Genomic DNA, 20,313 nt, shown 5'->3' with positions numbered 1-20,313 from the left:
TCGTCGCCGGTGGGCGGTCATCGGGAAACCCGCACACCACACTGACTGTGATCGCGTTCTGTGATGGCCGCGCACTAGTCTGGGGGTGTGTACGACCCGGTCCAGCTGCGTACCTTCCTCACCGTGGCCCAGACGCTCAGCTTCACCCAGGCCGCCGGGCGGCTCGGGGTGCGGCAGTCCACCGTCAGCCAGCACGTGCGGCGGCTGGAGGAGGCCACCGGCCGGCCGCTGTTCGCCCGGGACACCCACAGCGTCGCGCTGACGGAGGACGGGGAGGCCCTGCTGGGCTTCGCGCGCACGATCCTGGAGGCACACGAGCGGGCGGCGGCCTTCTTCACGGGGACCCGGCTGCGCGGGCGGCTGCGGTTCGGGGCGTCGGAGGACTTCGTGCTCACCCGGCTGCCCGAGATCCTGGAGGGGTTCCGGGCCGAGCACCCCGAGGTGGACCTGGAGCTGTCGGTCGAGCTGTCGGGCATCCTGCACGAGCGGCTGGACGCTGGGCGGCTGGACCTGGTGCTGGCCAAGCGGCGCGGGCCCGGGGACGAGCGGGGCCGACTGGTCTGGCGGGACCGGATGGTGTGGATCGGGGCGGAGGGGCTGCGGCTGGACCCGGAGCGCCCGGTGCCGCTGATCGTGTTCCCGCCGCCGGGGATCACCCGGGCTCGGGCGCTGGAGGTGCTGGAGCGGGAGGGGCGGGCCTGGCGGATCGCCTGTACGAGCGGCAGCCTGAGCGGTCTGATCGCGGCGGCCCGCGCCGGGCTGGGGGTGATGGCGCACACCCGGGGGCTGATCCCGCCGGGGCTGGTCCGGGTGGGCGGGCTGCCTGAGCTGGGCCCGGTGGAGTTCGCCCTGCTCCAGGGCCGCCGTCCGACGCCGGCCGCGGAGGCCCTGGCGGCGGCCGTCCTGGCGGGCGGCGACCGCCTGAGCCGGCCGGCGTAGGCCGGGGGGCACGCCCGAGGGCGGGGGCCTCGGGTGATGCCCGGGGTGGAAGGCCACGCGGTGAGACCCCGGGCGGGAGGCCGCGTGGTGAGACCCCGGGGGGGGAGGCCGCGTGGTGAGACCCCGGGGGGGGAGGCCGCGTGGTGAGACCCCGGGGGGGGAAGGCCGCGCGGATGACACCCCGGGTGGAAGGCCGCGCGGATGACACCCCGGGCGGGAGGCCGCGGGTGATGTCCCGGGTGGGGGCCGGACAGTGGACCGGGTGACACCCCTTCGGGGTTCCGGCTGACGAGTGCGCAGGTCACGCGGGGTTGCGCGCGGGGGGATCCTGTGGAGATCTCCGCAGGGGTGCCGGGCGGCGTGGCCGGTGGGGTAGCGTCTCGGCGCCCGGGACCCAAGGAGCGGAATGTTGCGCGAGTTCACCGTGCCCCCCGTGGTCAGCGGCTCGCCGGTCGGCGGCCTGGCCGACGTGGTCTTCGAGCATGCCGGGCAGGACCCCGACGGGGTGGCTCTCGGGCGCAAGACCGCCGGGGCGTGGCGGGACGTGACCTCCGCGGAACTGGCCGGCGAGGTGCTCGCGCTCGCCAAGGGGCTGCTGGCCCAGGGGGTGCGCTTCGGGGACCGGGTCGCGGTGATGGCCCGCACCAGCTACGAGTGGACCCTGTTCGACTTCGCGCTGTGGGCGATCGGCGCGCAGCCCGTCCCCGTCTACCCGACGTCCTCGGCGGAGCAGGTGCACTGGATCCTCTTCGACTCCTCCTGCACCGGGTGCGTCGTGGAGGACGAGGACCAGGCGATGACGGTCGGTTCGGTGATCGAGGGGCTGCCGGAGCTGCGGATGTTGTGGCAGCTCGACGCGGGGGCGCTGGCGGAACTGGTGGCGGCCGGGCGGGGGGTGGACGAGGACGTGGTGCACCGGCACCGGCGGGCCGTGACCCCGGACGCGGTCGCCACCGTCATCTACACCTCGGGGACCACGGGCCGCCCCAAGGGGTGCGTGCTCACCCATGCCCACTTCATGTTCGAGGCCGACACACTGGTCTCCCGCTGGCAGTCGGTCTTCCGGGCCGGGCCGGGCGAGCAGCCGTCCACCCTGCTGTTCCTGCCTCTGGCGCACGTCTTCGGGCGGATGGTCGAGGTGGCCGCCGTCCGGGCCCGGGTCAAGCTCGGGCACCAGCCGGCGCTCGCCGCCTCGGAGCTGCTCCCGGACCTGGCGGCCTTCCGGCCGACGTTCGTGCTGGGGGTCCCGTACGTCTTCGAGAAGGTGTTCGCGGCGGCGCGCCGCACGGCGGAGGCGGAGGGACGCTCGGGGCCCTTCGACCGGGCGGTGGAGACGGCCGTGCGGTACGCGGAGGCACGGGAGCAGAAGGCGTTCGGGGCCGGTCCGGGTCCCTCGGCGGCGCTGCGGATGGAGCACCAGCTCTTCGAGAGGCTGGTGTACGGCAAGGTCCGCGAGGCCCTGGGCGGGCGGGTGCGGCACGCGATGTCGGGCGGGTCGGCCATGTCGCGGCGGCTGGGACTCTTCTTCGACGGCGCCGGGATCACCGTGTTCGAGGGGTACGGGCTGACGGAGTCCTGCGCGGCGGCCACCGCGAACCCGCCGGGGGCGGTGAAGTACGGGACGGTGGGGCCGCCGATCCCGGGGACCACGGTGCACATCGCCGAGGACGGGGAGGTGTGGCTGCACGGCCCCCACGTCTTCGCCGGCTACCTGGGCGACCCCCGGGCCACGGAGGAGGTGCTGCGCGGGGGCTGGCTGGCGACGGGGGACCTGGGGCGGCTCGACGGCGACGGCTATCTGACGATCACCGGGCGCAAGAAGGAGGTCCTGGTGACCTCGAACGGCAAGAGCGTGGCCCCGGCGGCGCTGGAGGAGCGGGTGCGCTCGCACCCGCTGGTGTCCCAGTGCGTGCTGGTCGGCAACGACCGACCTTTCGTCGCGGCACTGGTGACCCTGGACATGGAGGGGATAGCGCACTGGCTGTCGATGCGCGGTCTGGCGCAGCGGTCGGCGGAGCAGCTGGTGGGGGATCCGGCGCTGACGGCGGAGGTGCGGCGGGCGGTGGTGGCCGCCAACACCCTGGTGTCGCAGGCCGAGCAGATCCGCGCCTTCCGGGTGCTGGCCGGGCAGTTCACCGAGGAGCGGGGGCTGCTGACGCCCTCGCTGAAGCTGAAGCGCCGGGCGATCGAGAAGGCCTACGCCGGGGAGATCGCGGGCCTCTACCCCTCGTGAGCCGGTCCCCGTCCCGAGGCCGGGCCGGGCCGTCCGGGTGGTGTCGGGCGGCCGCTTCGGCGGCCGGGAATACGCGGCGCGGGAGGCCGGTTGTCGCCCCTCGTCCGTCCCGCGCACCGCACCGCATCCGCGCCGACCCCGAGGAACACCCACCGTGAACCAGGTCCCGAACATCAGGCTCAACAACGGCACGCTGATGCCCCAGCTCGGCTTCGGCGTCTGGCAGGTGCCGGACGACGAGGCGGAACGGGTCGTCGGGAGTGCGCTGGAGGCCGGCTACCGCAGCGTCGACACGGCGGCCGTCTACGGCAACGAGCGGGGTACGGGCCGGGCGGTGACCGGCTCCGGGCTGCCGCGCGAGGAGCTGTTCGTCACCACGAAGCTGTGGAACGGGCCGGACCGGCGCTGGGACCGGGACGCGGTGCTGCGCGCCTTCGACGACTCGCTCGGCAGGCTGGGCCTGGACCACGTCGACCTGTACCTGATCCACTGGCCGCGCCCGATGCGCGACGACTTCCTCACCATCTGGAAGACCTTCGAGGAGATCGCGGCGAGCGGCCGTGCCCGGGCCGTCGGCGTGTCGAACTTCCGCCCGGCGGACCTGGAGCGGCTCGGGGCCGAGAGCCCCCTGGTCCCGGCGGTGAACCAGGTCGAACTGCACCCGCTGTTCCCGCAGGCCGAACTGCGCGCGCTGCACGCCTCGCTCGGCATCGCGACCGAGGCCTGGTCCCCGCTCGGCCAGGGCAAGGAGCTGCTGGAGCTCCCGGCGGTGGCCGCCGTGGCCGCCAAGCACGGGCGCAGTGCGGCGCAGGTGGTGCTGCGCTGGCACCTCCGGCTGGGCACCATCGTGATCCCGAAGTCGGTGACCCCGTCCCGGATCCGCGAGAACCTGGACGTGTTCGGGTTCGAGCTGGACGCCGAGGATCTCGCGGCGCTCGACGCGCTGGGCGCGGACGGGGGCCGTATCGGTCCCGACCCGGCCGTCTTCGACGTCTGAAGCGGTCGTGGACGCTCCCCGCTCCGGCGGCTCCGCCGCCTCCTCGGGCGCTTCCGGCCCTGACGCTCCCCCGGGCGGCCCGCGGGCGGGGGTCTGCCTGATCCGCAACGCGGGCAGCGGGCTGGTGCTCCAGCTGGAGGGCGCCTCCCGGGTGCGGGTCGGCCCCGACGGGCCGCCCGCGCCCGAGGCCGCCCGGCGGTGGCGGCTCGTGCCGACGCACGGCGGCTCCGGTGTCTTCCACGTGGTGAGCGAGGACAACGGCCGGCGCCTCGACGTCGCGAACGCCTCCACGGACAGCGGGGCGCGGGTGCAGGTGTGGCGGGCCAACGCCTTCGGCGCCCAGGAGTGGATCGTCGAGGAGCACCTGGAGGACCCGGGGGTGGTCTCCCTGGTGGCGTGCATCAGCGGCCTGCTGCTGGAGGCCGACGGCGAGGGCCGGGCCCGGCAGGGCGAGGACACCGACTCCCCGTCGCAGTGGTGGCGGCTGGAGCCGGCCTGACCCCCGCCGGGGCCGGCCGCGGTCAGCTCGCGCCGTGGGCGGGGGCGAGGGCCTCGACGCGTTCGGCCAGGGCGAAGTCGTTCTCGGTGACGCGGCCGCCGGCGTCGTGGCTGTTCACCGAGAGGCGGACGGTGTTGTAGCCGAGGGTGAGGTCGGAGTGGTGGTTCAACTCGTCCTGGACCACGGAGATGTGGACCACGAGCGCGCTGGCGGCGCGGTGCGTGTCCACCCGGTAGGTACGCAGGATCCGGTCGTCCTCGAAGGCCCAGCCGGGGAGTTCCCGGAGCCGGTCCTCGATCTCCTTCTGCGAGAGCGGTTCGCTCGGCATCCGCAGCCTCCTCGTGCTCGTTGCCCGGTCTCTGATCCGTGATGTGCAGTCAGTTTCCCACGGTGCGCGCCGGAGCGAACCCTTCCCGCGCCGGTGCGCCCGGGTGCGTCCCCCCGGGCCGCCGGCCGCGCCGTCCCGGACCTCGGAACGCCTCCGGCCCGCCCGGGGTCCCTCCGTTAACGTCGTGCCCATGACGACCTCGACCTCGGCGGACGGTACTTCCGTGGGCCCCCTGCTGCGCGCCTGGCGGGTGCGGCGCGGGATCAGCCAGCTGGAGCTGGCGGGCCGCGCAGACTCCTCCTCGCGGCACATCAGCTTCATCGAGACGGGCCGCTCGCGGCCCAGCGAGGAGATGGTGCTGCGCCTCGCCGACCACCTCGACGTTCCGGTGCGCGAACGCAACGCGCTTCTGCTGGCGGCCGGTTACGCGCCCCGGTACGCGCACACCCCGATCGACGACCCGTCCATGGGCGCCCTGCGCGAGGGCCTGGAGCGGCTGCTGACCGGCTACGAGCCGTACCCGGCGCTGGTCGTGGACGGGACGTACACGGTGATCGCGGCCAACCGGGGCATCGCGATGCTGCTGGACGGGGTGCCGGAGCACCTGCTGGCGCCGCCGCTGAACGCCATGCGGCTCACGCTGCACCCGGAGGGCCTCGCCCCGCGGATCCACAACCTGCGGGAGTGGCGGGGCCACCTGCTGGCCCAGATGGAGCGGCAGATCGCGCTGGCCCGCTCGGCGCCGCTGCGCGCCCTGTACGAGGAGGTGGCCGCGTACCCGGTGGCGGAGCGGCCGGGAGACGCCGAACCGGACGAGCCCGTCCCGTACATCGCGCTGCCCCTGCGCATCGAGCACGACGGGCAGCTGCTGTCGTTCGTGTCGTCCATCTCCACCTTCAACACGCCGATGGACGTGACCGTCGCCGAGCTGGCCATCGAGACCTTCCTCCCGGCGGACCCGGCGACGGTGAAGTACCTGCGCACCCTGGGGTGACCGCGCTCCCCGCCTCAGCGGGCGGCGGGGGCGGTCGCGCGCAGCGCCAGCTGCTGGAAGAGGGCGAAGGAGGCGACGGTGAGGGCCTGCGCCGGGATCCACACCGCCCCGGCCGTCGTGGGCGAGAACCAGACGGCGAGCGAGACCAGGCTGAGGGCCGCCCAGGCGTAGTTGGCCTCGATGACGAACCGTACGGGGAGCGCCGGCGGGCGGCGGAGCGAGGCCAGCCGGCCGACTCCGGCACCGAAGGCGGTGAGGAAGAGGCCCAGCGCGAAGAGGGCGGACGGGTCCACGCCGAGCAGGCGGCCCAGCGGACCGGAGAAGACGGCGTAGGCGAGGCCGTTGCCGGTGGTGACCACGGCGTCGAGGGCCAGGAAGCGGCGCAGCGCGGTCTGCGGGACGGTGGTGCGGACGAAGCCGGACAGCAGGTTCGCGGACATGGCGGTCAGCCTCCACTGGGGTCGAAGTGTGCCGTAGGGGCGGGTTCCGGGGCCGAGTGCGCGGCCCCGGAACCCGATGGCCCCACTGTGCCGCCGGGGGCTCGGCGGGGTCGATTACCTCCGGGGTCATGGCCCGCGGGCGGTCCCGGAAGGGCTCGTTCGGGGCGGCCGGAACGCTACTCGTCCGTATGACGCCAATGTTGGGGTTGCGCTGGTTCGGCGCGGGAGCGGCGGCTAGGCTTCACCGCACCGAGCCCCCTCGAACGCCCTGTCGACGTAGGAGAACCACCCGGTGCGAGCCGCCATCCGTCGCGACGCGCACGGCCGGGAGCGGTCGCCCGCCGCCGTCGCCGTCGCCGAAGGGGAAGCGCGATGAGGACCACCCGGACCATGCGCAGGCTGGGGGCCGACCTGCTGGCGGGCGCGCGGATCGCGCGGCCGTCCGGGGCGCCCGAGATCATCGCCGGGCTGTGCGGCGCCTACGCGCGCCGCCGCGGCGGCCGGCCGGTGGAGTTCCGCCTCGTCCCCTTCCCGCCGGACACGGCCAGCGGGCTGTGGCTGGAGCTGGAGGACCGCGACCTGGTCGTCGTCGAGGCGCGGACCCGGCCCGAGCACCAGCTCGTCATCGCCTGCCACGAGCTGTGGCACTTGGAGGAGGGCACGTGCGACGGCCACGGCCCGGGCATGGCCGCGGCCGCCCGCCTGGCCGGCCCCCGCGGCCGCCTCGCCGGTCTGCTGCGCCCGGACTCGGGGCTGGACGCCGTGGTCCGGCAGGCGGCGGCGCGCGCCGACTCCGAGGACCCCGCGGAGATCCGGGCCGAGACCTTCGGGCTGCACCTCGGCACGATCCTCAGGGCGTACCTGCCCCCGCCCCGGCAGGATCCCTCCCCGGAGGGCATCGACCGGATCAAGTCCTCGCTCGGCTGGAGCCGTTGAGCGCCCGCCCCCGGACGCCCGCCGGCCCCCACTCACTCGCCCGCGCCGCCGCCGGACCTGCGCCGGGTTCCGGGCGGCCTGACAGAGAGCACCACACGATGACCCAGTCCTCCCCGCCGCGCCACGCCGTCGTCATCGGCGGCAGCATGGCCGGCCTCCTGACGGCGGCCGTCCTCTCCGAGCACGCGACGGTCACGATCATCGACGCCGACTCCCTCCCCGAGGGCCCGGAGCCCCGGCGCGGGCTGCCGCAGGCACGGCACGTCCACGTGATGTGGTCGGGCGGGGCGCGTGCCATCGAGGAGATACTGCCGGGCATCACGGACGCCTGGACGTCGGCCGGGGCGATCCGCCGCCGGCTGCCCACCGACGTGGTCACGATGACCGCCCACGGCTGGCTCCCGCGCTACGGCGAGAAGCAGTTCACCGTCTCCTGCAGCCGCGACCTCCTCGACTCGGTGGTCCGCGCCCGGGTCACCGCGCTCCCCGGGGTCGAGGTCCTCCAGCGCACCCGGGTGCGCGGCCTGGAGGGCACGGCCGCGCGGATCACCGGCGTCCGCGTCGACACCCCTCGGGAGGAGGGCCTGCTGGTCCCGGCGGACGTGGTCGTCGACGCCGGCGGGCGCGGCTCGCGCTCCCGGCTGTGGCTGGAGGAGCTCGGAGCGGGAGCCGTCCCCCAGTCCGAGGTCGACTCCGGGCTCGTCTACGCGACGCGGATCTTCCGGGCGCCCGAAGGGGCGCACGCGCTGGGCTTCCCCATCGTCAACGTCCAGTCCGACCCGCGGGTTCCCGTCCCCGGGCGCACCGCGACGATCGTCCCCATCGAGAACGGCCAGTGGCAGGCCACCCTGTCCGGCACCCGGGGCGGGCAGCCGACCGGGGACCCCGATGCCTTCATCCCGTTCGCCAAGGACCTGCGCGACCCGATCGTGGGGCGGCTCCTGGAAGGACGCATCCCCCTCACGGACGTCGCCGTCACCCAGAGCACCGCGAACCGGCGCCTCCATTTCGAGAAGGCGGACCTGCCCGACGGCTTCTTCGCCGTCGGGGACTCCGTCGCGACCTTCAACCCGCTCTACGGCCAGGGCATGACGGTCGCCGCCAGGGGGCTGCTCGCCGTCCGTGCCCTGCTGCGCTCCGGGGGCCTGTCCCGGCCCGGCTTCGGCAACGCGGCGCAGCGCGCGCTCACCCCGCAGGTGGCCGCCGCCTGGACCCTGGCCACCTCGCAGGACATCCTCTACCCGGGCGCCACGGGCATGCGGCCGAAGCCGGGGTCGGGCCTGCTGGACGCGTACGTCAACCGGCTGATGGCCGGAGCCACCGTCGAGGAGCCGCTCACGGCCGCGTTCTTCGAGGTGATCACCATGACCAGCCCGCCCACCGCCTGGTTCCGCCCGGAGGTGCTCTGGCGGGTGCTGCGGTCCTCCGCGCGGGGCGCCCTCAAGGCCCCGCCGCTGACGGCCGCCGAGCGGACGGTGGCCGGGCTCGACCGGCCGGCGGGGGCGCGGCTCCCGGACGGCCGCGCCGGCGCCGACGGCCCGGCCCGGGAGGCCGGTCCCGCGGGCCGCTCGCTGTGAGGTACGGGCTGGTCCTCTACCTGGCCGGCTCGGTGATGGCGCTGGCCCTGCTGATCAAGGCCCCGGCCATCCGCCGGGGCTGGGACCAGCCGATCATGCGGGCCGTGTGCGCGCTGCTCGTGGTCGGCGTCCTGCTGACGTTCCTGGCGGCGCCGCCCTCGCTGGCGGCGGTCAACGAGCTCACCGGCGTCGTCAACTTCGCCGCCCCGCTCGTGTACGGGGTCCTGACCGCCTTCTCGGGGGCCTCGGTCGTGCTGATCCTGCACTGGTCGGGGCGCCCGGCGGCGGGCCTGCGGCGGGCCACCCGGCTGACGGTGGGCGCCTTCGGCACGGTGACCGTGCTGATCGCGGTGCTGTTCGCGGTGGGGGACGCGCCGGTCGAGCGGCTGCGGGACCTGGACACGTACTACGCGAACACGCCCTGGCTGCGCGAGATGATCGTGTGCTACCTGCTGGCGCACACGGTCGGCAGCACGGCGCTGAGCGTGCTCTCCCTGAAGTGGATGCTGCGCGTGGACCCCGCGCTGCGGCCGCTGCGCACGGGGCTGGCCCTGCTGACGCTCGGCGGGGTGCTGGACCTCGGCTACCTCGTCGCGAAGTGGGCGGCGGTCGGTGCCCGCTGGGCGGGCCGCGACTGGGACGCGCTGTCCACGGACGTGGCCCCGCCGCTGGCCTCGGCGGCGGCGCTGCTGGTGGGGTCGGGGTTCGTGGTGCCGGTGCTCGGCGGGTCGTCGGCCTGGCGGGACCTCAGCCAGTACCGGCGGCTGCGGCCGCTGTGGAAGGCGCTGCGCGGGTTCGCCTCCCGCAGCGTGACGACGGTGCCGCTGACCTGGTGGTCCCCGCCGGCGATCCGGCTGGTGCACCGCGAGTCGGTGATCGCCGACGGGCTGCTGGCCCTGGCAGGCTGGTGCGACCCGGCCGTACGGTCCACGGCCCTGGAGGCCGCGCGCGGCCAGGGCCTGGACGCGGAGGGCGCCGCGGTCGTGGCGGACGCGGCGATGCTGGCCGCCGCCTGCCATGCCCGGGCCGCCGCCGAACGGGAGGAGCGCACCGGGGCTGGGAGCGGGCCGGCGGACCCCGCCCCTCCCCCTCCGATCGGCTGCCATCCGCTGACCGCCCTGGCCCGGGCGTTCCGCAGCTCCCCGGTGGTGGCGGCGGCCCGCCGCGGGGCCCTGGAACCACCCGGGGGGTGAGGGCCGACGGATCGCAGCGCGGCGGGGACGGCCGGTCCCTCCGGGGCGCCGGTCCCTCCGGGGACGGCCGGCTCGTCCGCAGCCGGTCCGCCGGCTGCGGACACGCCGCCGGCCGGTCCGCCGCGTGGGGGCCGCGCCTCGGCGCCGGATGCCCCGCTCCGGGGACGACGGGCGCCCCGGGTTCTCCGGGTCCCGGGGCGCTCGTCGTACGGGAGGGAGGCCGGCTCAGAGCTCCGCGATGTCCAGGCCGGCCTGGGCGGCCGCCGCGTGCACGGTCTGCTCCAGCAGGACCGCGATGGTCATCGGGCCCACACCGCCGGGCACCGGGGTGATCAGGGAGGCGCGAGCGGCGGCCGACTCGAAGTGGACGTCGCCGACGTTGCCCTCGTTGTAGCCGGCGTCCAGGACCACGGCGCCCGGCTTGATGTCCTCGCCCCGGATGAACTCGGCCTTGCCGACCGCGGCGACCAGGACGTCCGCCTGGCGGACGATCGAGGACAGGTCCTTGGTGCGGGAGTGGCAGTAGGTGACGGTGGCGTTCTGCTCCAGCAGCAGCATGCCGGCCGGCTTGCCCAGGATCGCGCTGCGGCCGACCACGACGGCGTGCTTGCCGGTGAGGTCCACGTCGTACGCGGCCAGCAGGCGCATGATGCCGCCGGGGGTGCAGGAGACGAAGCCCGGCAGGCCGAAGCCCATGGCGGCGAAGGAGTGCATGGTGACCCCGTCGACGTCCTTGCCCGGGGCGATGGCCTCGAAGGCGGCCCGCTCGTCGATGTGGTGCGGGACGGGGTGCTGGAGCAGGATGCCGCTGATCGCGGGGTCCTCGGAGAGGGCCGTGATCGTGGCGACGAGCTCCTCGGTGGTGGTCTCGGCCGGAAGGGCCACGTGGCGGGAGGTGATGCCCGCCTTGGCGCAACGGTTCTGCTTCATGCGCACGTACGTGACCGACGCGGGGTCCTCGCCGACCAGGACGGTGGCCAGGCAGGGCGCGGTGCCGGTGCGCTCGGTGATCTTCGCCGCGAGGGCGGCGGTCTGCTCCGAGATGCGGCGCGCGAGGGCGGTGCCGTCCATGAGCTGGGCGGTGGCGGTGGGGGCAGTCGTCACGGGGTCTCCTGAACGTCGCTGCGGATCGCGGTTCGCCCAGGCGCGCGGCAGTCGACGTACGGGGAGGTGCGTACGCCGGGCCGCTCCCCGGTGGTGATCCACCCGAACGCCAGTCACGGCCCTGCTCCCACTGTAGTCGACCCGTCCCGCACGGATATCCGGTGGATGACCGGCGCCCGGCCTGGGACGATCGAGACATGACGCGCACTTTCGACCATCTCGTCGCCGAGGCGGAAACCGTCTCGGTGGACGGATGGGACTTCTCCTGGCTCGACGGCCGGGCCACCGAGCAGCGGCCCTCCTGGGGGTACCAGCGGCTGCTGCGCGAGCACCTGTCCCGGGTCCGCTCGGCCCTGGACATCCAGACGGGCGGCGGCGAGGTCCTGGCCGGAGCGGGCCCCCTGCCGCCTCTGACGGCGGCCACGGAGTCCTGGCCCCCGAACATCGAGCGGGCCACCCGGCTGCTGCACCCGCTGGGCGCCGTGGTGGTGGCGGATACCGACGAGCCGCCGCTGCCCTTCGGCGGCGCGGCCTTCGAGCTGGTGGCGAGCCGGCACCCGGTGACCATCTGGTGGGAGGAGATCGCCCGGGTGCTGACGCCGGGAGGCACGTACTTCTCGCAGCAGGTCGGCCCGGCGAGCGTGTTCGAGCTGGTCGAGTACTTCCTCGGTCCGCAGCCGGAGGAGGTGCGGCGCGCCCGGCACCCCGACGACGCGGTCGCCGACGCCCGCAACGCGGGCCTGGAGGTGGTCGACCTCCGCTCCGAGCGGCTCCGCACGGAGTTCCACGACGTCGGAGCCGTGATCTACTTCCTGAGGAAGGTGATCTGGATGGTGCCCGGCTTCACGGTCGGGCAGTACCGGGACCGGCTGCGGGAGCTCCACGAACGGATCGAGCGCGACGGCCCGTTCGTCGCGCACACCTCCCGGTTCCTCATCGAGGCCCGCAAGCCGGACTGACGCGGGTGGACGTGCGCGCGAGGCGGATCCGGCACGGGTCCGGGGCGGACGCAGCCGCGCCGGATCGGTTGCCCGGACACAGCGTGGCGCAGGTCACTCAATTCAGCGCGTAACGAATCGACTCGGGCAGGCGATGAACCGACAGGTGTCCTCGTGCGGCCCCGGAATACAGCCCCTCCGGGGACTGTTTCCCGAGTCCGCGCGATGATTCCCGCTCACCCCTTATCTGTTCGCAACGAGAGGCTCCTTGTGTCGCTCAGCCCGTCCCGTACGTTTCCTCCGGAGATCGCCGAATCGGAGGCCCTCGTCGCGCTCGTCGAGCGCGGCCGCGAGCAGGGTCACATCAACGGTGACGATGTGCGCCAGGCCTTCGAGGCCGGCCGCATCCCGGTGGACCAGTGGAAGCGGGTCCTGCGCAGCCTGAACCAGGTCCTGGACGAGGAGGGTGTCGCCCTCCACGTCAGCGCCGCCCCCGCCACCAAGGCTGCTGCCAAGAAGCCCCGCAAGGCAGCCGCCGCCCCGGCCCGCACCGTGACGAAGAAGGCGGCCGCCGCGCCGCGCCCCATCGGCGCGCGCAAGGCCTCCGTCGCCGCCGCCCCGGCCGCCGCCGCGGCGATATCCGCTCCGTCGGCCGCCGCGTCGCAGGAGGTGTCGGCCGAGGCCGCCGCCGAGCCCAAGAAGCGCACGGTCAAGAAGACCGCGGCCAAGAAGGCCACGGCCACCAAGAAGACCACCGCGAAGAAGACCACCGCCAAGGACGCCGACGACGCCGAGAACCCGGTCGTCGAGGGTGAGGACTGGGCGGTCGAGGACCTCGCCGACGAGACCGAGGAAGAGGCCCCCAAGGCCGGCGGCCAGGGCTTCGTGCTGTCCGACGAGGACGAGGACGACGCCCCGGCGCAGACCGTCATGGTGGCCGGCGCCACCGCCGACCCGGTCAAGGACTACCTCAAGCTCATCGGAAAGGTGCCGCTGCTCAACGCCGAGCAGGAGGTCGAGCTCGCCAAGCGCATCGAGGCGGGCCTCTTCTCCGAGTACAAGCTCGAAGAGGAGGAGGACCACAAGCCCGCGTTCAAGCGCGAGCTGGAGATCCTCGTCGAGGACGGCCGCCGCGCCAAGAACCACCTGCTGGAGGCCAACCTCCGCCTCGTGGTCTCCCTGGCCAAGCGCTACACGGGCCGCGGCATGCTCTTCCTGGACCTGATCCAGGAGGGCAACGTCGGCCTGATCCGCGCCGTGGAGAAGTTCGACTACACCAAGGGCTTCAAGTTCTCCACGTACGCGACCTGGTGGATCCGGCAGGCGATCACGCGTGCCATGGCCGACCAGTCCCGCACCATCCGCATCCCCGTGCACATGGTCGAGATCATCAACAAGCTCGCCCGCGTGCAGCGCCAGATGCTCCAGGACCTGGGCCGCGAGCCCACGCCGGAGGAGCTGGGCAAGGAGCTCGACATGACCCCGGAGAAGGTCATCGAGGTCCAGAAGTACGGCCGTGAGCCGATCTCGCTGCACACCCCCCTGGGCGAGGAGGGCGACAGCGAGTTCGGTGACCTCATCGAGGACTCCGAGGCGGTCGTACCGGCGGACGCGGTGTCCTTCACCTTCCTCCAGGAGCAGCTCCAGTCGATCCTGGGCACGCTCTCGGAGCGCGAGGCGGGCGTGGTCTCCATGCGCTACGGCCTCAACGACGGCCAGCCGAAGACGCTGGACGAGATCGGCCGGGTGTACGGGGTGACCCGTGAGCGCATCCGCCAGATCGAGTCCAAGACCATGTCGAAGCTGCGCCACCCGTCGCGTTCGCAGGTCCTGCGCGACTACCTGGACTGATCCGCACCGGACACGCACGGAGCCCCCGGCCGCCAGGCCGGGGGCTCCGCCGTTCCCGGCCCGGGGTTCCGGGCCGGGAGGGGTCAGTGGACGACGCTCCAGCTGCGCCACGGCAGGCTGGAGGGGGCCGTCACGTTCGACAGGGTGGTCGCGACGTAGATCCCGTCCCCCTGCTCGCCGGGCCGGCAGTCCGGCGTCCGGTACAGGATCACGTCGACGAGGGTGTTGTTCGCGACGTGCGTGGCCCCGTGCGGCATGCCGATGCGGTGGCAGCCCTGCACGGAGGTGTTGGAGTAGCTGACCTCCACGGGGGAGTCGTGGCCCCTGAAGGTGAGCATGCCCACCGTGGTCCGGCCCGCCGAGCACGCGGTGCCGGCCAGCAGGAGGGCTGCAACCCCGGTCATGACGCCGATACGCCGGATCTGGGACATGGCGCGGTCCTCGTCTGTGGGTGGCGACGGTCGATGGCCACAGACTGCCCCGGCGTGACGGCGGCGGCATCCGGGGTGGGCCGTCCGGGTGACGGCCCTCCGCGGTCAGGCGGTCGCGCGGCGCTTGCGGGCGGACATCAGGGCGTAAACCAGGACGCCCGCGAAGAGGAACAGCACGCCCTGGTAGACGGCCGCGTACCCGGATCCGGCGACCAGCCACATCGAGAAGGCGAAGGCCACGCCGGCGAGGACGCCGTCGCGCACCAGCTGCCCGCGCCGGACCCGCTCCGACTGGCCCGAGGCCAGGAAGTACAGCTGGGCGGCGGTGGAGAGCAGGTAGGGGACGGTCGCGGTGAAGGTGGTGATCAGGACCAGTGCCTCGAAGACGCCCGCGGAGCCGGCCGTGTAGTTGTAGACGGTCAGGGCGGAGGCCAGCACGACCGTGACCAGGACGCCGGCCACCGGGACCCCGCGCTGCTTCTTCTCGAAGACCTTCGGGAAGAGCCCGTCGCGCGCGGCCGCGTACGGGGTCTGCGCGCCGAGGAGGGTCCAGCCGTTGAGGGCGCCGACCATCGAGATCACGGCGGCGCCGGCGACCAGGGTGCCGCCCCAGGTGCCGCCGAACATCGCGTCGACGGCGTCGGTGAAGGGGGCCTGGGAGGAGACCAGTCTGTCGTGGGCGACCAGGCCGAAGACGGCGAGGGTGCCGAGCAGGTAGACGGTGGCGGCGCCGACGGTGCCGAGGACGGTGGCCCGGCCGACGTTGCGGGCCGGATCGCGGACCTCGCCGGCGCTGACGGCGGCGGACTCGACGCCGATGTAGCTGAAGAGCAGGATCGCGGCGGACGCGGAGACCGCCCCGACCGGGCTCTGGCCGGTGGCCTGGAAGGGGCCGAGGTTGGCCGGGTCGAAGAAGAACAGCCCGCCCACGGCCACCAGCAGCAGCGGGACCAGCTTCAGGACGGTCGCGACCACCTGGACCGCGCCCACGTACCGGGTGCCGGCCAGGTTGGAGAGGGCCGGCAGCCACTGGACGACGAGGGCCGCCAGGCACATCGACCACTTGTGGGCCCCCACCGCCGGGAAGAGCACGGCGAGGTAGCCGACGGAGGCCACGGCGAGGGCGGCGTTCGAGACCCAGGCCGTCATCCAGTAGCTGTACGCGGCGAGGAAGCCCGCGAAGTCGCCGAAGGCGGCCCGCACGTAGACGTAGGGCCCGCCGGTCTGCGGGTGGCGCTGGGCGAGGCGGCCGAAGACCAGGGCCAGGGCGATGGCGCCGAGGGTCAGGACGGCGAAGGAGAGCAGGCTGATGGTGCCGAACGGCGCCACCGAGGCGGGGAGCAGGAAGATCCCGCCGCCGATCACGTTGCCCATGACCAGGCAGACGGCGACGGGGAGGCCGAAGCGGCGGGCGTGCCGGTCGGCCGGTGCGGGCGCCCCGTCCTGCCCGGGGGTGGCGTGCTCACGGGTTCCGGCGGCCCCGGGGGCGGTGCTTTCCTCAGTGGGCGGGGCTGCGGTGCTGGTCATCGGTGGTGCGCCTCTGTATATCTCACATGGTGGGCAGGTGAACACATGGTTGACCACCGGGAAGTCCGCACCAAATCACCGGCTTTCATCCGGCCCCCGACCCTCTGCGGACGGAAAGATTCCGCTTGAACCGCCCTCCGGCCGGGGATCCTCCCGTCGGGCCGGGAGGGGCACCTGCGGTCCGTCCGATTCGCGCAGCCAGCGGCGCAGCACCTCGTGCACCGCTTCCGCGCCCACCAGCTCCGTGTCCGGGGGCGACAGGTCCGTCGGCCACATCAGGAAGGGGCGCCCCTGTTCCCCGCCCAGGCCGCCGTGCGAGCCGATCTGCTCCTCGAAGGCGTGCACGGCTCCGGTGCGGGGGTCGTACGCCGAGTTGACCATGACGTCGGCGACGTGCGGGAAGGAGTCCGTCCGGCGGACCGCGTCCGCCGCCCCCGGACCGAACGCCGCCAGTACCTCCTCCGCCGCCCCGGGCGCGTCGAGCCGCGCCGAGGCCCCGTCCGGGCCCAGCACCTCGCCGTCGACCAGCAGGAAGCCCACCCCCGGGTGGTTGGCGAGGGTGGGCAGCAGGGCGGGGTGGGCCCGCTCGATCCGCCGGCGGGTGGCCCGGCCCGGCAGGTCGGGGAAGGAGATCAGCCCGAGGTTGCCGGAGGCCAGCACCACCGGGTCCGGGCCCGGGCCGGGGCGGGCCTCCTCCCCACCCTCCTCCACCGGCCGGTGCAGGGCGGCCAGCACCGCGGCCCTGGCCTCGGCCCCGCTGTGGGTGCGGCCGGCCCGGCGGGACACGGGCAGCCCGCAGCCCGCCCGGACCAGGTCCTCCAGGCTGAGCCCGTAGCGGCCGAGGAAGGTCTCCCCCGGGCTCTGGCCGTGGTCCGACAGCAGGACGAAGCGGTACTCGCGCGGCGCGTGCTCGGCGACCCGGGCGATCAGCGCGAGGCTCCGGTCGAGCCGGGCGAGCACCCGGTCGGTGTCCCGGCCGTGCGGGCCGGAGTGGTGGGCGACCTCGTCGTAGGCCACCAGGTCGGCGTAGACCGACGCCCGGCCGGCGAGCAGGTCCCCGATCACCGCCGCGACCACCACGTCCCGCTCGACGACCGTCGCGAAGGCCCTGATCAGCGGGTACAGCCCGCCGCGCGCCACCCGGGGGTGGTCGTCGCGCAGCCGTGAGCGCAGCGACTGGCCGACCTCCCGGGCCGCCTCGGCGACGAAGGACAGGGCGGTGCGGACGGCGTTGGCCGGGTCGGAGAAGTACGCGAAGTAGCCCGCGCGGGAGCGGTTGGCGCGCCCGCGCCGGGCCGCGACCGAGAGCACCAGCGCCAGCTGGTCGGCGCCCCCGCTGAAGAGGTTGCCCCGGCTGGCCCCGTCCAGGGAGAGCAGCCCGCCATGCCGGGCGCGCTCCACGGCACGGCGCTGGAGTTCGGCGGCGCTGGTGGGCCGGTTGCAGACCATCACCTCGCCGGTCTCCTTCTCGTACCAGCGGAAGGCCGGGACGTCGAAGGTGGAGCCGTGCAGGATCCCGAGCTGGCTGGCGCCGGTCTGGCTGGACCAGTCCGTGCGCCAGGGCATGATCCGGTGGCTGCCGTCCAGCCAGCCGGCCACCGTCGGCATCAGCCCGCCGGCCGCCGCCCGGCACAGCTCCCGGTACCCGACCCCGTCGAGCTGGAGGAAGACCAGCCCCGGGGCGGCGGCGCCCGGGGGCGCCCCGGAGCGGCGGCGGCGCCGGGCGGCGAGCCGGTACAGCCGGCGCCGGTAGGCCTCGTCGTCGCGGACCGCGAGGGCGGTCGAGGTGGCCGAGGCGACGGCGGACATCACCGCGGCGACGACCACCGCCGTCTGCGGAGCGACCTCCGCGCCGCGCCCCTCGGGGATCAGGCTGAGGGCCATGAGCAGGAGGGAGCCGTTGAGGAAGAAGACGAGCACCCCGAGCACCAGGGCGGGCACCAGCAGCAGGGCCCGGACCACGACCGGCCAGACCAGGGCGGTCAGCAGGCCGAAGGCCCCGGCGCCCCAGGCGGCGGTCAGCCCGACGCGGGTGATGCTGTCGCCGTCGGCGGACTGGAGGCGGAAGTCGGGCAGGATCGCGGCGAGGACGAGCAGGGTGAGCGTGGAGACCACCCACACGATCAGGATCCGTACCAGTGCGCCGCCGGCGGCCCGCCACCTCCAGCGCCCTCGCCACCGCCCCATGACAGCCGCCTCGTGTCTCCCCCGGACTCCGTCCGGGGTGCCCGCGGTCCCGCGTCCCGCCCCGCGGTCCTCTCGCCAGCGTCGCACAGGGCGGCCCGGGAGGCCGGTCGGTACGGACGGCGCACGGAGGCGCGGGAGAGGGGTTCTCCGCAAGGACGGCGGTGCTCAGGTGCCGTCGTAGCCGGCGGTCGGCATGGACAGCCTCCGGTGCACCTCGGCCTTCATGGCGGAGGTGTAGCGCGGTTCGTCGAGCCCGGCCGTCTCCAGGCGCACCCCGCGGCGCGCGCACTCGGCGGTGAACTCCTCCACGGAGCGCAGCGCACGGGCGAGCACCCGCCGGTTCGGGGCGACGAACAGGTCGACCTGGCCCGCCTCCACGTCGCTCCAGAGCCCGCAGTGGTCGGCCCGCAGCCCGTAGAAGAGCAGCTGCCGGGTGACCACGTAGCCCTGCGCGGCGGCCCAGCGCGCGCACATGGCCTGCTGGCTCCGGGTGTCCACGGCGAAGGGGTCGGCATCGAGTTCCTCGAGCGGGGCCAGGCTGGCGATCGCGGCCACGCGCAGCGCATCCATGGCGCCCGACCCTACTCCGATCCGGGCCCGGGGAGGAGAGGGGCGGAGGAGTTCCGCTTCCGGGCGAACCGGTGGGGGAAGGCCTAGGCTCGGGAACTGCAGGGAAGGGGGTGCGGGGGTGCCGGTGGACATCACCTGGTGGGGGCATGCCGCGTGCACGGTGCGGGACTCCGGAGTGAGGGTGCTGACGGATCCGCTGTTCGTCCGGCGGTTCGCGCACCTGCGGCGGCGGCGCGGCGCGGTGCCGCCGCCGGAGGCCGCCGAGGCGGACGTGGTGCTGGTCTCGCACCTGCACGCCGACCACCTGCACCTGCCGTCGCTGGCCCGGCTGGCGCGGGGCACCCGGCTCGTGGTCCCGCGCGGGGCACTCCGGGCGGTGCCGGGGCTGGCGCGGCTGGCGGGAGCGCGGGGGCTGACGGTGACGGAGGTGCTCCCGGGCGAGGAGGTCGGCGTACAGGACGGCGTACGGGTCCGGGCAGTGGTTGCCCGGCACGACGGGCGGCGGCTGCCGGTCGGGCCGCAGCAGGTGCGGGCGCTGGGGTACGTGGTCCAGGGAGCGGCACGGACGTACTTCGCCGGGGACACCGGGCCGTTCGACACGATGGCCGAGGAGACCGGGCCGGTGGACGTGGCCCTGCTGCCGGTGGGCGGCTGGGGGCCGTATCTGGGGCCGGGGCACCTGGACGCGGAGGGGGCCGCGCGGGCGCTGGCGCGGCTGGCCCCGCGGGCGGCGGTGCCGGTCCACTTCGGGACGTACTGGCCGATCGGCATGGACGCGGTGCGGCCGCACGAGTTCCACGCGCCGGGCGAGGAGTTCGCCCGGCTGGCGGCGCTGCTCGCGCCGGAGGTGGCGGTACGGGTCCTGACGCACGGGGAGCGGGTGCGGCTCCTGTGACGCAGTGGTGGCAGGGGGCGGCCGAGGTGGTCGGGCGGGTGCCGCCGGAGACGACCCAGCGGGCGGTGGGCTATCCGGCGCTCTTCGTGCTGGTGGCCCTGGGGGCGCTGGTGCCGGTGATCCCGACGGGGGCGCTGGTGAGCACGGCCGCGGTGGTGGCGTTCCATCAGCGGTCGCTGCCGCTCGGCGTGCTGGTGGTGTGCACGGTGGCGGCGGTGGCGGCCTTCGTCGGCGACGTCGCGCTGTACTGGCTCGGGCAGCGCGGGGTGCGGTCGCGGGGCGGCTCGCGCTGGCTGGAGTCCCTGCGCGGGCGGGCCTCGCCGGAGCGGCTGGAGCGGGCACGGGCGGGGCTGGACGAGCACGGGGTGTCGGTCCTCGTGCTGTCGCGGCTGGTCCCGGCGGGCCGGATCCCGGTGATGCTGGCCTGCCTGCTGGGCGGGCTGCCGCTGCGGCGGTTCGCCCGGGGGGACGCGCCCGCCTGTCTCGCCTGGGCGGCGACGTACGGGCTGATCGGGATCCTGGGCGGGTCGCTGTTCTCCGAGCCGTGGAAGGGCGTGGCCCTGGCGGTGGCGCTGACGGTGCTGATCAGCGGGGGCCCGGCGGTGTGGCGGCGGGTCAGGGCCGGGCGGGGCGGAGCGGGGTAGGCTCCCTCCCTCCGGGACGACAGGGGTGGC

At 74.7% G+C, this 20,313-nt stretch carries 19 protein-coding genes and 1 riboswitch; of the genes, 12 read left to right on the top strand and 7 right to left on the bottom strand.

Annotated features, from left to right (window positions below):
* The first annotated feature begins 87 nt into the window (after nucleotides 1-87).
* The 4 genes from ACFY15_RS14120 (at nucleotide 88) to ACFY15_RS14105 (ending at nucleotide 4,668) form a co-directional block, all read left to right on the top strand.
* Entirely contained in the window at nucleotides 88-939 is an 852-nt protein-coding gene (locus ACFY15_RS14120) for a LysR substrate-binding domain-containing protein (RefSeq protein ID WP_390686736.1), read from the top strand.
* A gap of 409 nt (nucleotides 940-1,348) precedes the next feature.
* Nucleotides 1,349-3,172 (top strand): AMP-dependent synthetase/ligase, encoded by a 1,824-nt coding sequence (locus ACFY15_RS14115; protein ID WP_390689464.1) that lies wholly within the window; start codon nucleotides 1,349-1,351, stop codon nucleotides 3,170-3,172.
* Between the two features lie 154 nt (nucleotides 3,173-3,326).
* Nucleotides 3,327-4,169 carry an aldo/keto reductase gene (locus tag ACFY15_RS14110; protein ID WP_390825564.1) on the top strand — a complete coding sequence of 281 codons (843 nt, stop codon included), beginning with the start codon at nucleotides 3,327-3,329 and terminating at the stop codon, nucleotides 4,167-4,169.
* Between the two features lie 7 nt (nucleotides 4,170-4,176).
* Complete coding sequence (locus tag ACFY15_RS14105; protein ID WP_390689458.1) at nucleotides 4,177-4,668, top strand: RICIN domain-containing protein; 492 nt, start codon at nucleotides 4,177-4,179, stop codon at nucleotides 4,666-4,668.
* Nucleotides 4,669-4,690: 22 nt separating this feature from the next.
* Here ACFY15_RS14105 and ACFY15_RS14100 read toward each other — a convergent pair whose 3' ends face one another.
* The gene (locus ACFY15_RS14100) at nucleotides 4,691-4,996 is read right to left on the bottom strand and encodes a 4a-hydroxytetrahydrobiopterin dehydratase (RefSeq protein WP_390689457.1); all 306 of its coding nucleotides are present in this window, start codon (nucleotides 4,994-4,996) and stop codon (nucleotides 4,691-4,693) included.
* Nucleotides 4,997-5,186: 190 nt separating this feature from the next.
* Between ACFY15_RS14100 and ACFY15_RS14095 the strand changes: the two genes are divergently transcribed.
* Nucleotides 5,187-5,990, top strand: a complete 804-nt coding sequence (locus tag ACFY15_RS14095; protein WP_390689456.1) for a helix-turn-helix domain-containing protein — start codon at nucleotides 5,187-5,189, stop codon at nucleotides 5,988-5,990.
* Between the two features lie 14 nt (nucleotides 5,991-6,004).
* Here the strand turns inward: ACFY15_RS14095 and ACFY15_RS14090 are convergent, their stop codons facing one another.
* Entirely contained in the window at nucleotides 6,005-6,430 is a 426-nt protein-coding gene (locus ACFY15_RS14090) for a hypothetical protein (protein WP_390689455.1), read from the bottom strand.
* A 372-nt stretch (nucleotides 6,431-6,802) separates the two neighbouring features.
* On the opposite strand from ACFY15_RS14090, the gene ACFY15_RS14085 reads away from it, so the two are divergent.
* The 3 genes from ACFY15_RS14085 to ACFY15_RS14075 all read left to right on the top strand — a co-directional run bounded on the left by ACFY15_RS14085 (nucleotide 6,803) and on the right by ACFY15_RS14075 (nucleotide 10,136).
* Nucleotides 6,803-7,366, top strand: a complete 564-nt coding sequence (locus ACFY15_RS14085; RefSeq protein ID WP_390689454.1) for a toxin-antitoxin system, toxin component — start codon at nucleotides 6,803-6,805, stop codon at nucleotides 7,364-7,366.
* 98 nt (nucleotides 7,367-7,464) lie between these two features.
* On the top strand, nucleotides 7,465-8,943 hold the full coding sequence (locus ACFY15_RS14080; protein ID WP_390689453.1) for an NAD(P)/FAD-dependent oxidoreductase: 1,479 nt from the start codon (nucleotides 7,465-7,467) through the stop codon (nucleotides 8,941-8,943).
* Complete coding sequence (locus tag ACFY15_RS14075) at nucleotides 8,940-10,136, top strand: MAB_1171c family putative transporter (RefSeq protein WP_390689452.1); 1,197 nt, start codon at nucleotides 8,940-8,942, stop codon at nucleotides 10,134-10,136. Before ACFY15_RS14080 ends, ACFY15_RS14075 begins: the two co-directional genes overlap by 4 nt.
* Nucleotides 10,137-10,361: 225 nt before the next feature.
* Here ACFY15_RS14075 and ACFY15_RS14070 read toward each other — a convergent pair whose 3' ends face one another.
* The gene (locus tag ACFY15_RS14070; RefSeq protein WP_390689463.1) at nucleotides 10,362-11,207 is read right to left on the bottom strand and encodes a bifunctional 5,10-methylenetetrahydrofolate dehydrogenase/5,10-methenyltetrahydrofolate cyclohydrolase; all 846 of its coding nucleotides are present in this window, start codon (nucleotides 11,205-11,207) and stop codon (nucleotides 10,362-10,364) included.
* A gap of 60 nt (nucleotides 11,208-11,267) precedes the next feature.
* Nucleotides 11,268-11,367: riboswitch (ZMP/ZTP riboswitch) on the bottom strand.
* 70 nt (nucleotides 11,368-11,437) lie between these two features.
* On the opposite strand from ACFY15_RS14070, the gene ACFY15_RS14065 reads away from it, so the two are divergent.
* The gene (locus ACFY15_RS14065; protein ID WP_390689451.1) at nucleotides 11,438-12,199 is read left to right on the top strand and encodes an SAM-dependent methyltransferase; all 762 of its coding nucleotides are present in this window, start codon (nucleotides 11,438-11,440) and stop codon (nucleotides 12,197-12,199) included.
* A gap of 249 nt (nucleotides 12,200-12,448) precedes the next feature.
* Nucleotides 12,449-14,029 carry an RNA polymerase sigma factor gene (locus ACFY15_RS14060; RefSeq protein ID WP_390689450.1) on the top strand — a complete coding sequence of 527 codons (1,581 nt, stop codon included), beginning with the start codon at nucleotides 12,449-12,451 and terminating at the stop codon, nucleotides 14,027-14,029.
* 83 nt (nucleotides 14,030-14,112) lie between these two features.
* On the opposite strand, the gene ACFY15_RS14055 is transcribed toward ACFY15_RS14060, so the two are convergent.
* The 4 genes from ACFY15_RS14055 to ACFY15_RS14040 form a co-directional block, all read right to left on the bottom strand.
* Nucleotides 14,113-14,460, bottom strand: coding sequence for a hypothetical protein (locus ACFY15_RS14055; RefSeq protein WP_390825563.1), 348 nt, complete (start codon nucleotides 14,458-14,460; stop codon nucleotides 14,113-14,115).
* A gap of 105 nt (nucleotides 14,461-14,565) precedes the next feature.
* Nucleotides 14,566-15,987: an amino acid permease gene (locus ACFY15_RS14050; RefSeq protein ID WP_390689448.1), complete on the bottom strand. Its 1,422-nt coding sequence runs from the start codon at nucleotides 15,985-15,987 to the stop codon at nucleotides 14,566-14,568.
* 75 nt (nucleotides 15,988-16,062) lie between these two features.
* Nucleotides 16,063-18,174 (bottom strand): phage holin family protein, encoded by a 2,112-nt coding sequence (locus ACFY15_RS14045; protein WP_390825562.1) that lies wholly within the window; start codon nucleotides 18,172-18,174, stop codon nucleotides 16,063-16,065.
* 165 nt (nucleotides 18,175-18,339) lie between these two features.
* The gene (locus tag ACFY15_RS14040; RefSeq protein WP_390689446.1) at nucleotides 18,340-18,744 is read right to left on the bottom strand and encodes a hypothetical protein; all 405 of its coding nucleotides are present in this window, start codon (nucleotides 18,742-18,744) and stop codon (nucleotides 18,340-18,342) included.
* A gap of 118 nt (nucleotides 18,745-18,862) precedes the next feature.
* On the opposite strand from ACFY15_RS14040, the gene ACFY15_RS14035 reads away from it, so the two are divergent.
* Both ACFY15_RS14035 and ACFY15_RS14030 read left to right on the top strand, forming a co-directional pair.
* Entirely contained in the window at nucleotides 18,863-19,639 is a 777-nt protein-coding gene (locus ACFY15_RS14035) for an MBL fold metallo-hydrolase (RefSeq protein WP_390825561.1), read from the top strand.
* Entirely contained in the window at nucleotides 19,636-20,283 is a 648-nt protein-coding gene (locus ACFY15_RS14030; RefSeq protein WP_390825560.1) for a DedA family protein, read from the top strand. Before ACFY15_RS14035 ends, ACFY15_RS14030 begins: the two co-directional genes overlap by 4 nt.
* The last annotated feature ends 30 nt before the right edge of the window (nucleotides 20,284-20,313 follow it).

The sequence above is a fragment of the Streptomyces sp. NPDC001373 genome, assembly GCF_042895815.1.
Classification (GTDB): domain Bacteria; phylum Actinomycetota; class Actinomycetes; order Streptomycetales; family Streptomycetaceae; genus Streptomyces.
This window is presented reverse-complemented; position numbering and strand designations above follow the sequence as displayed.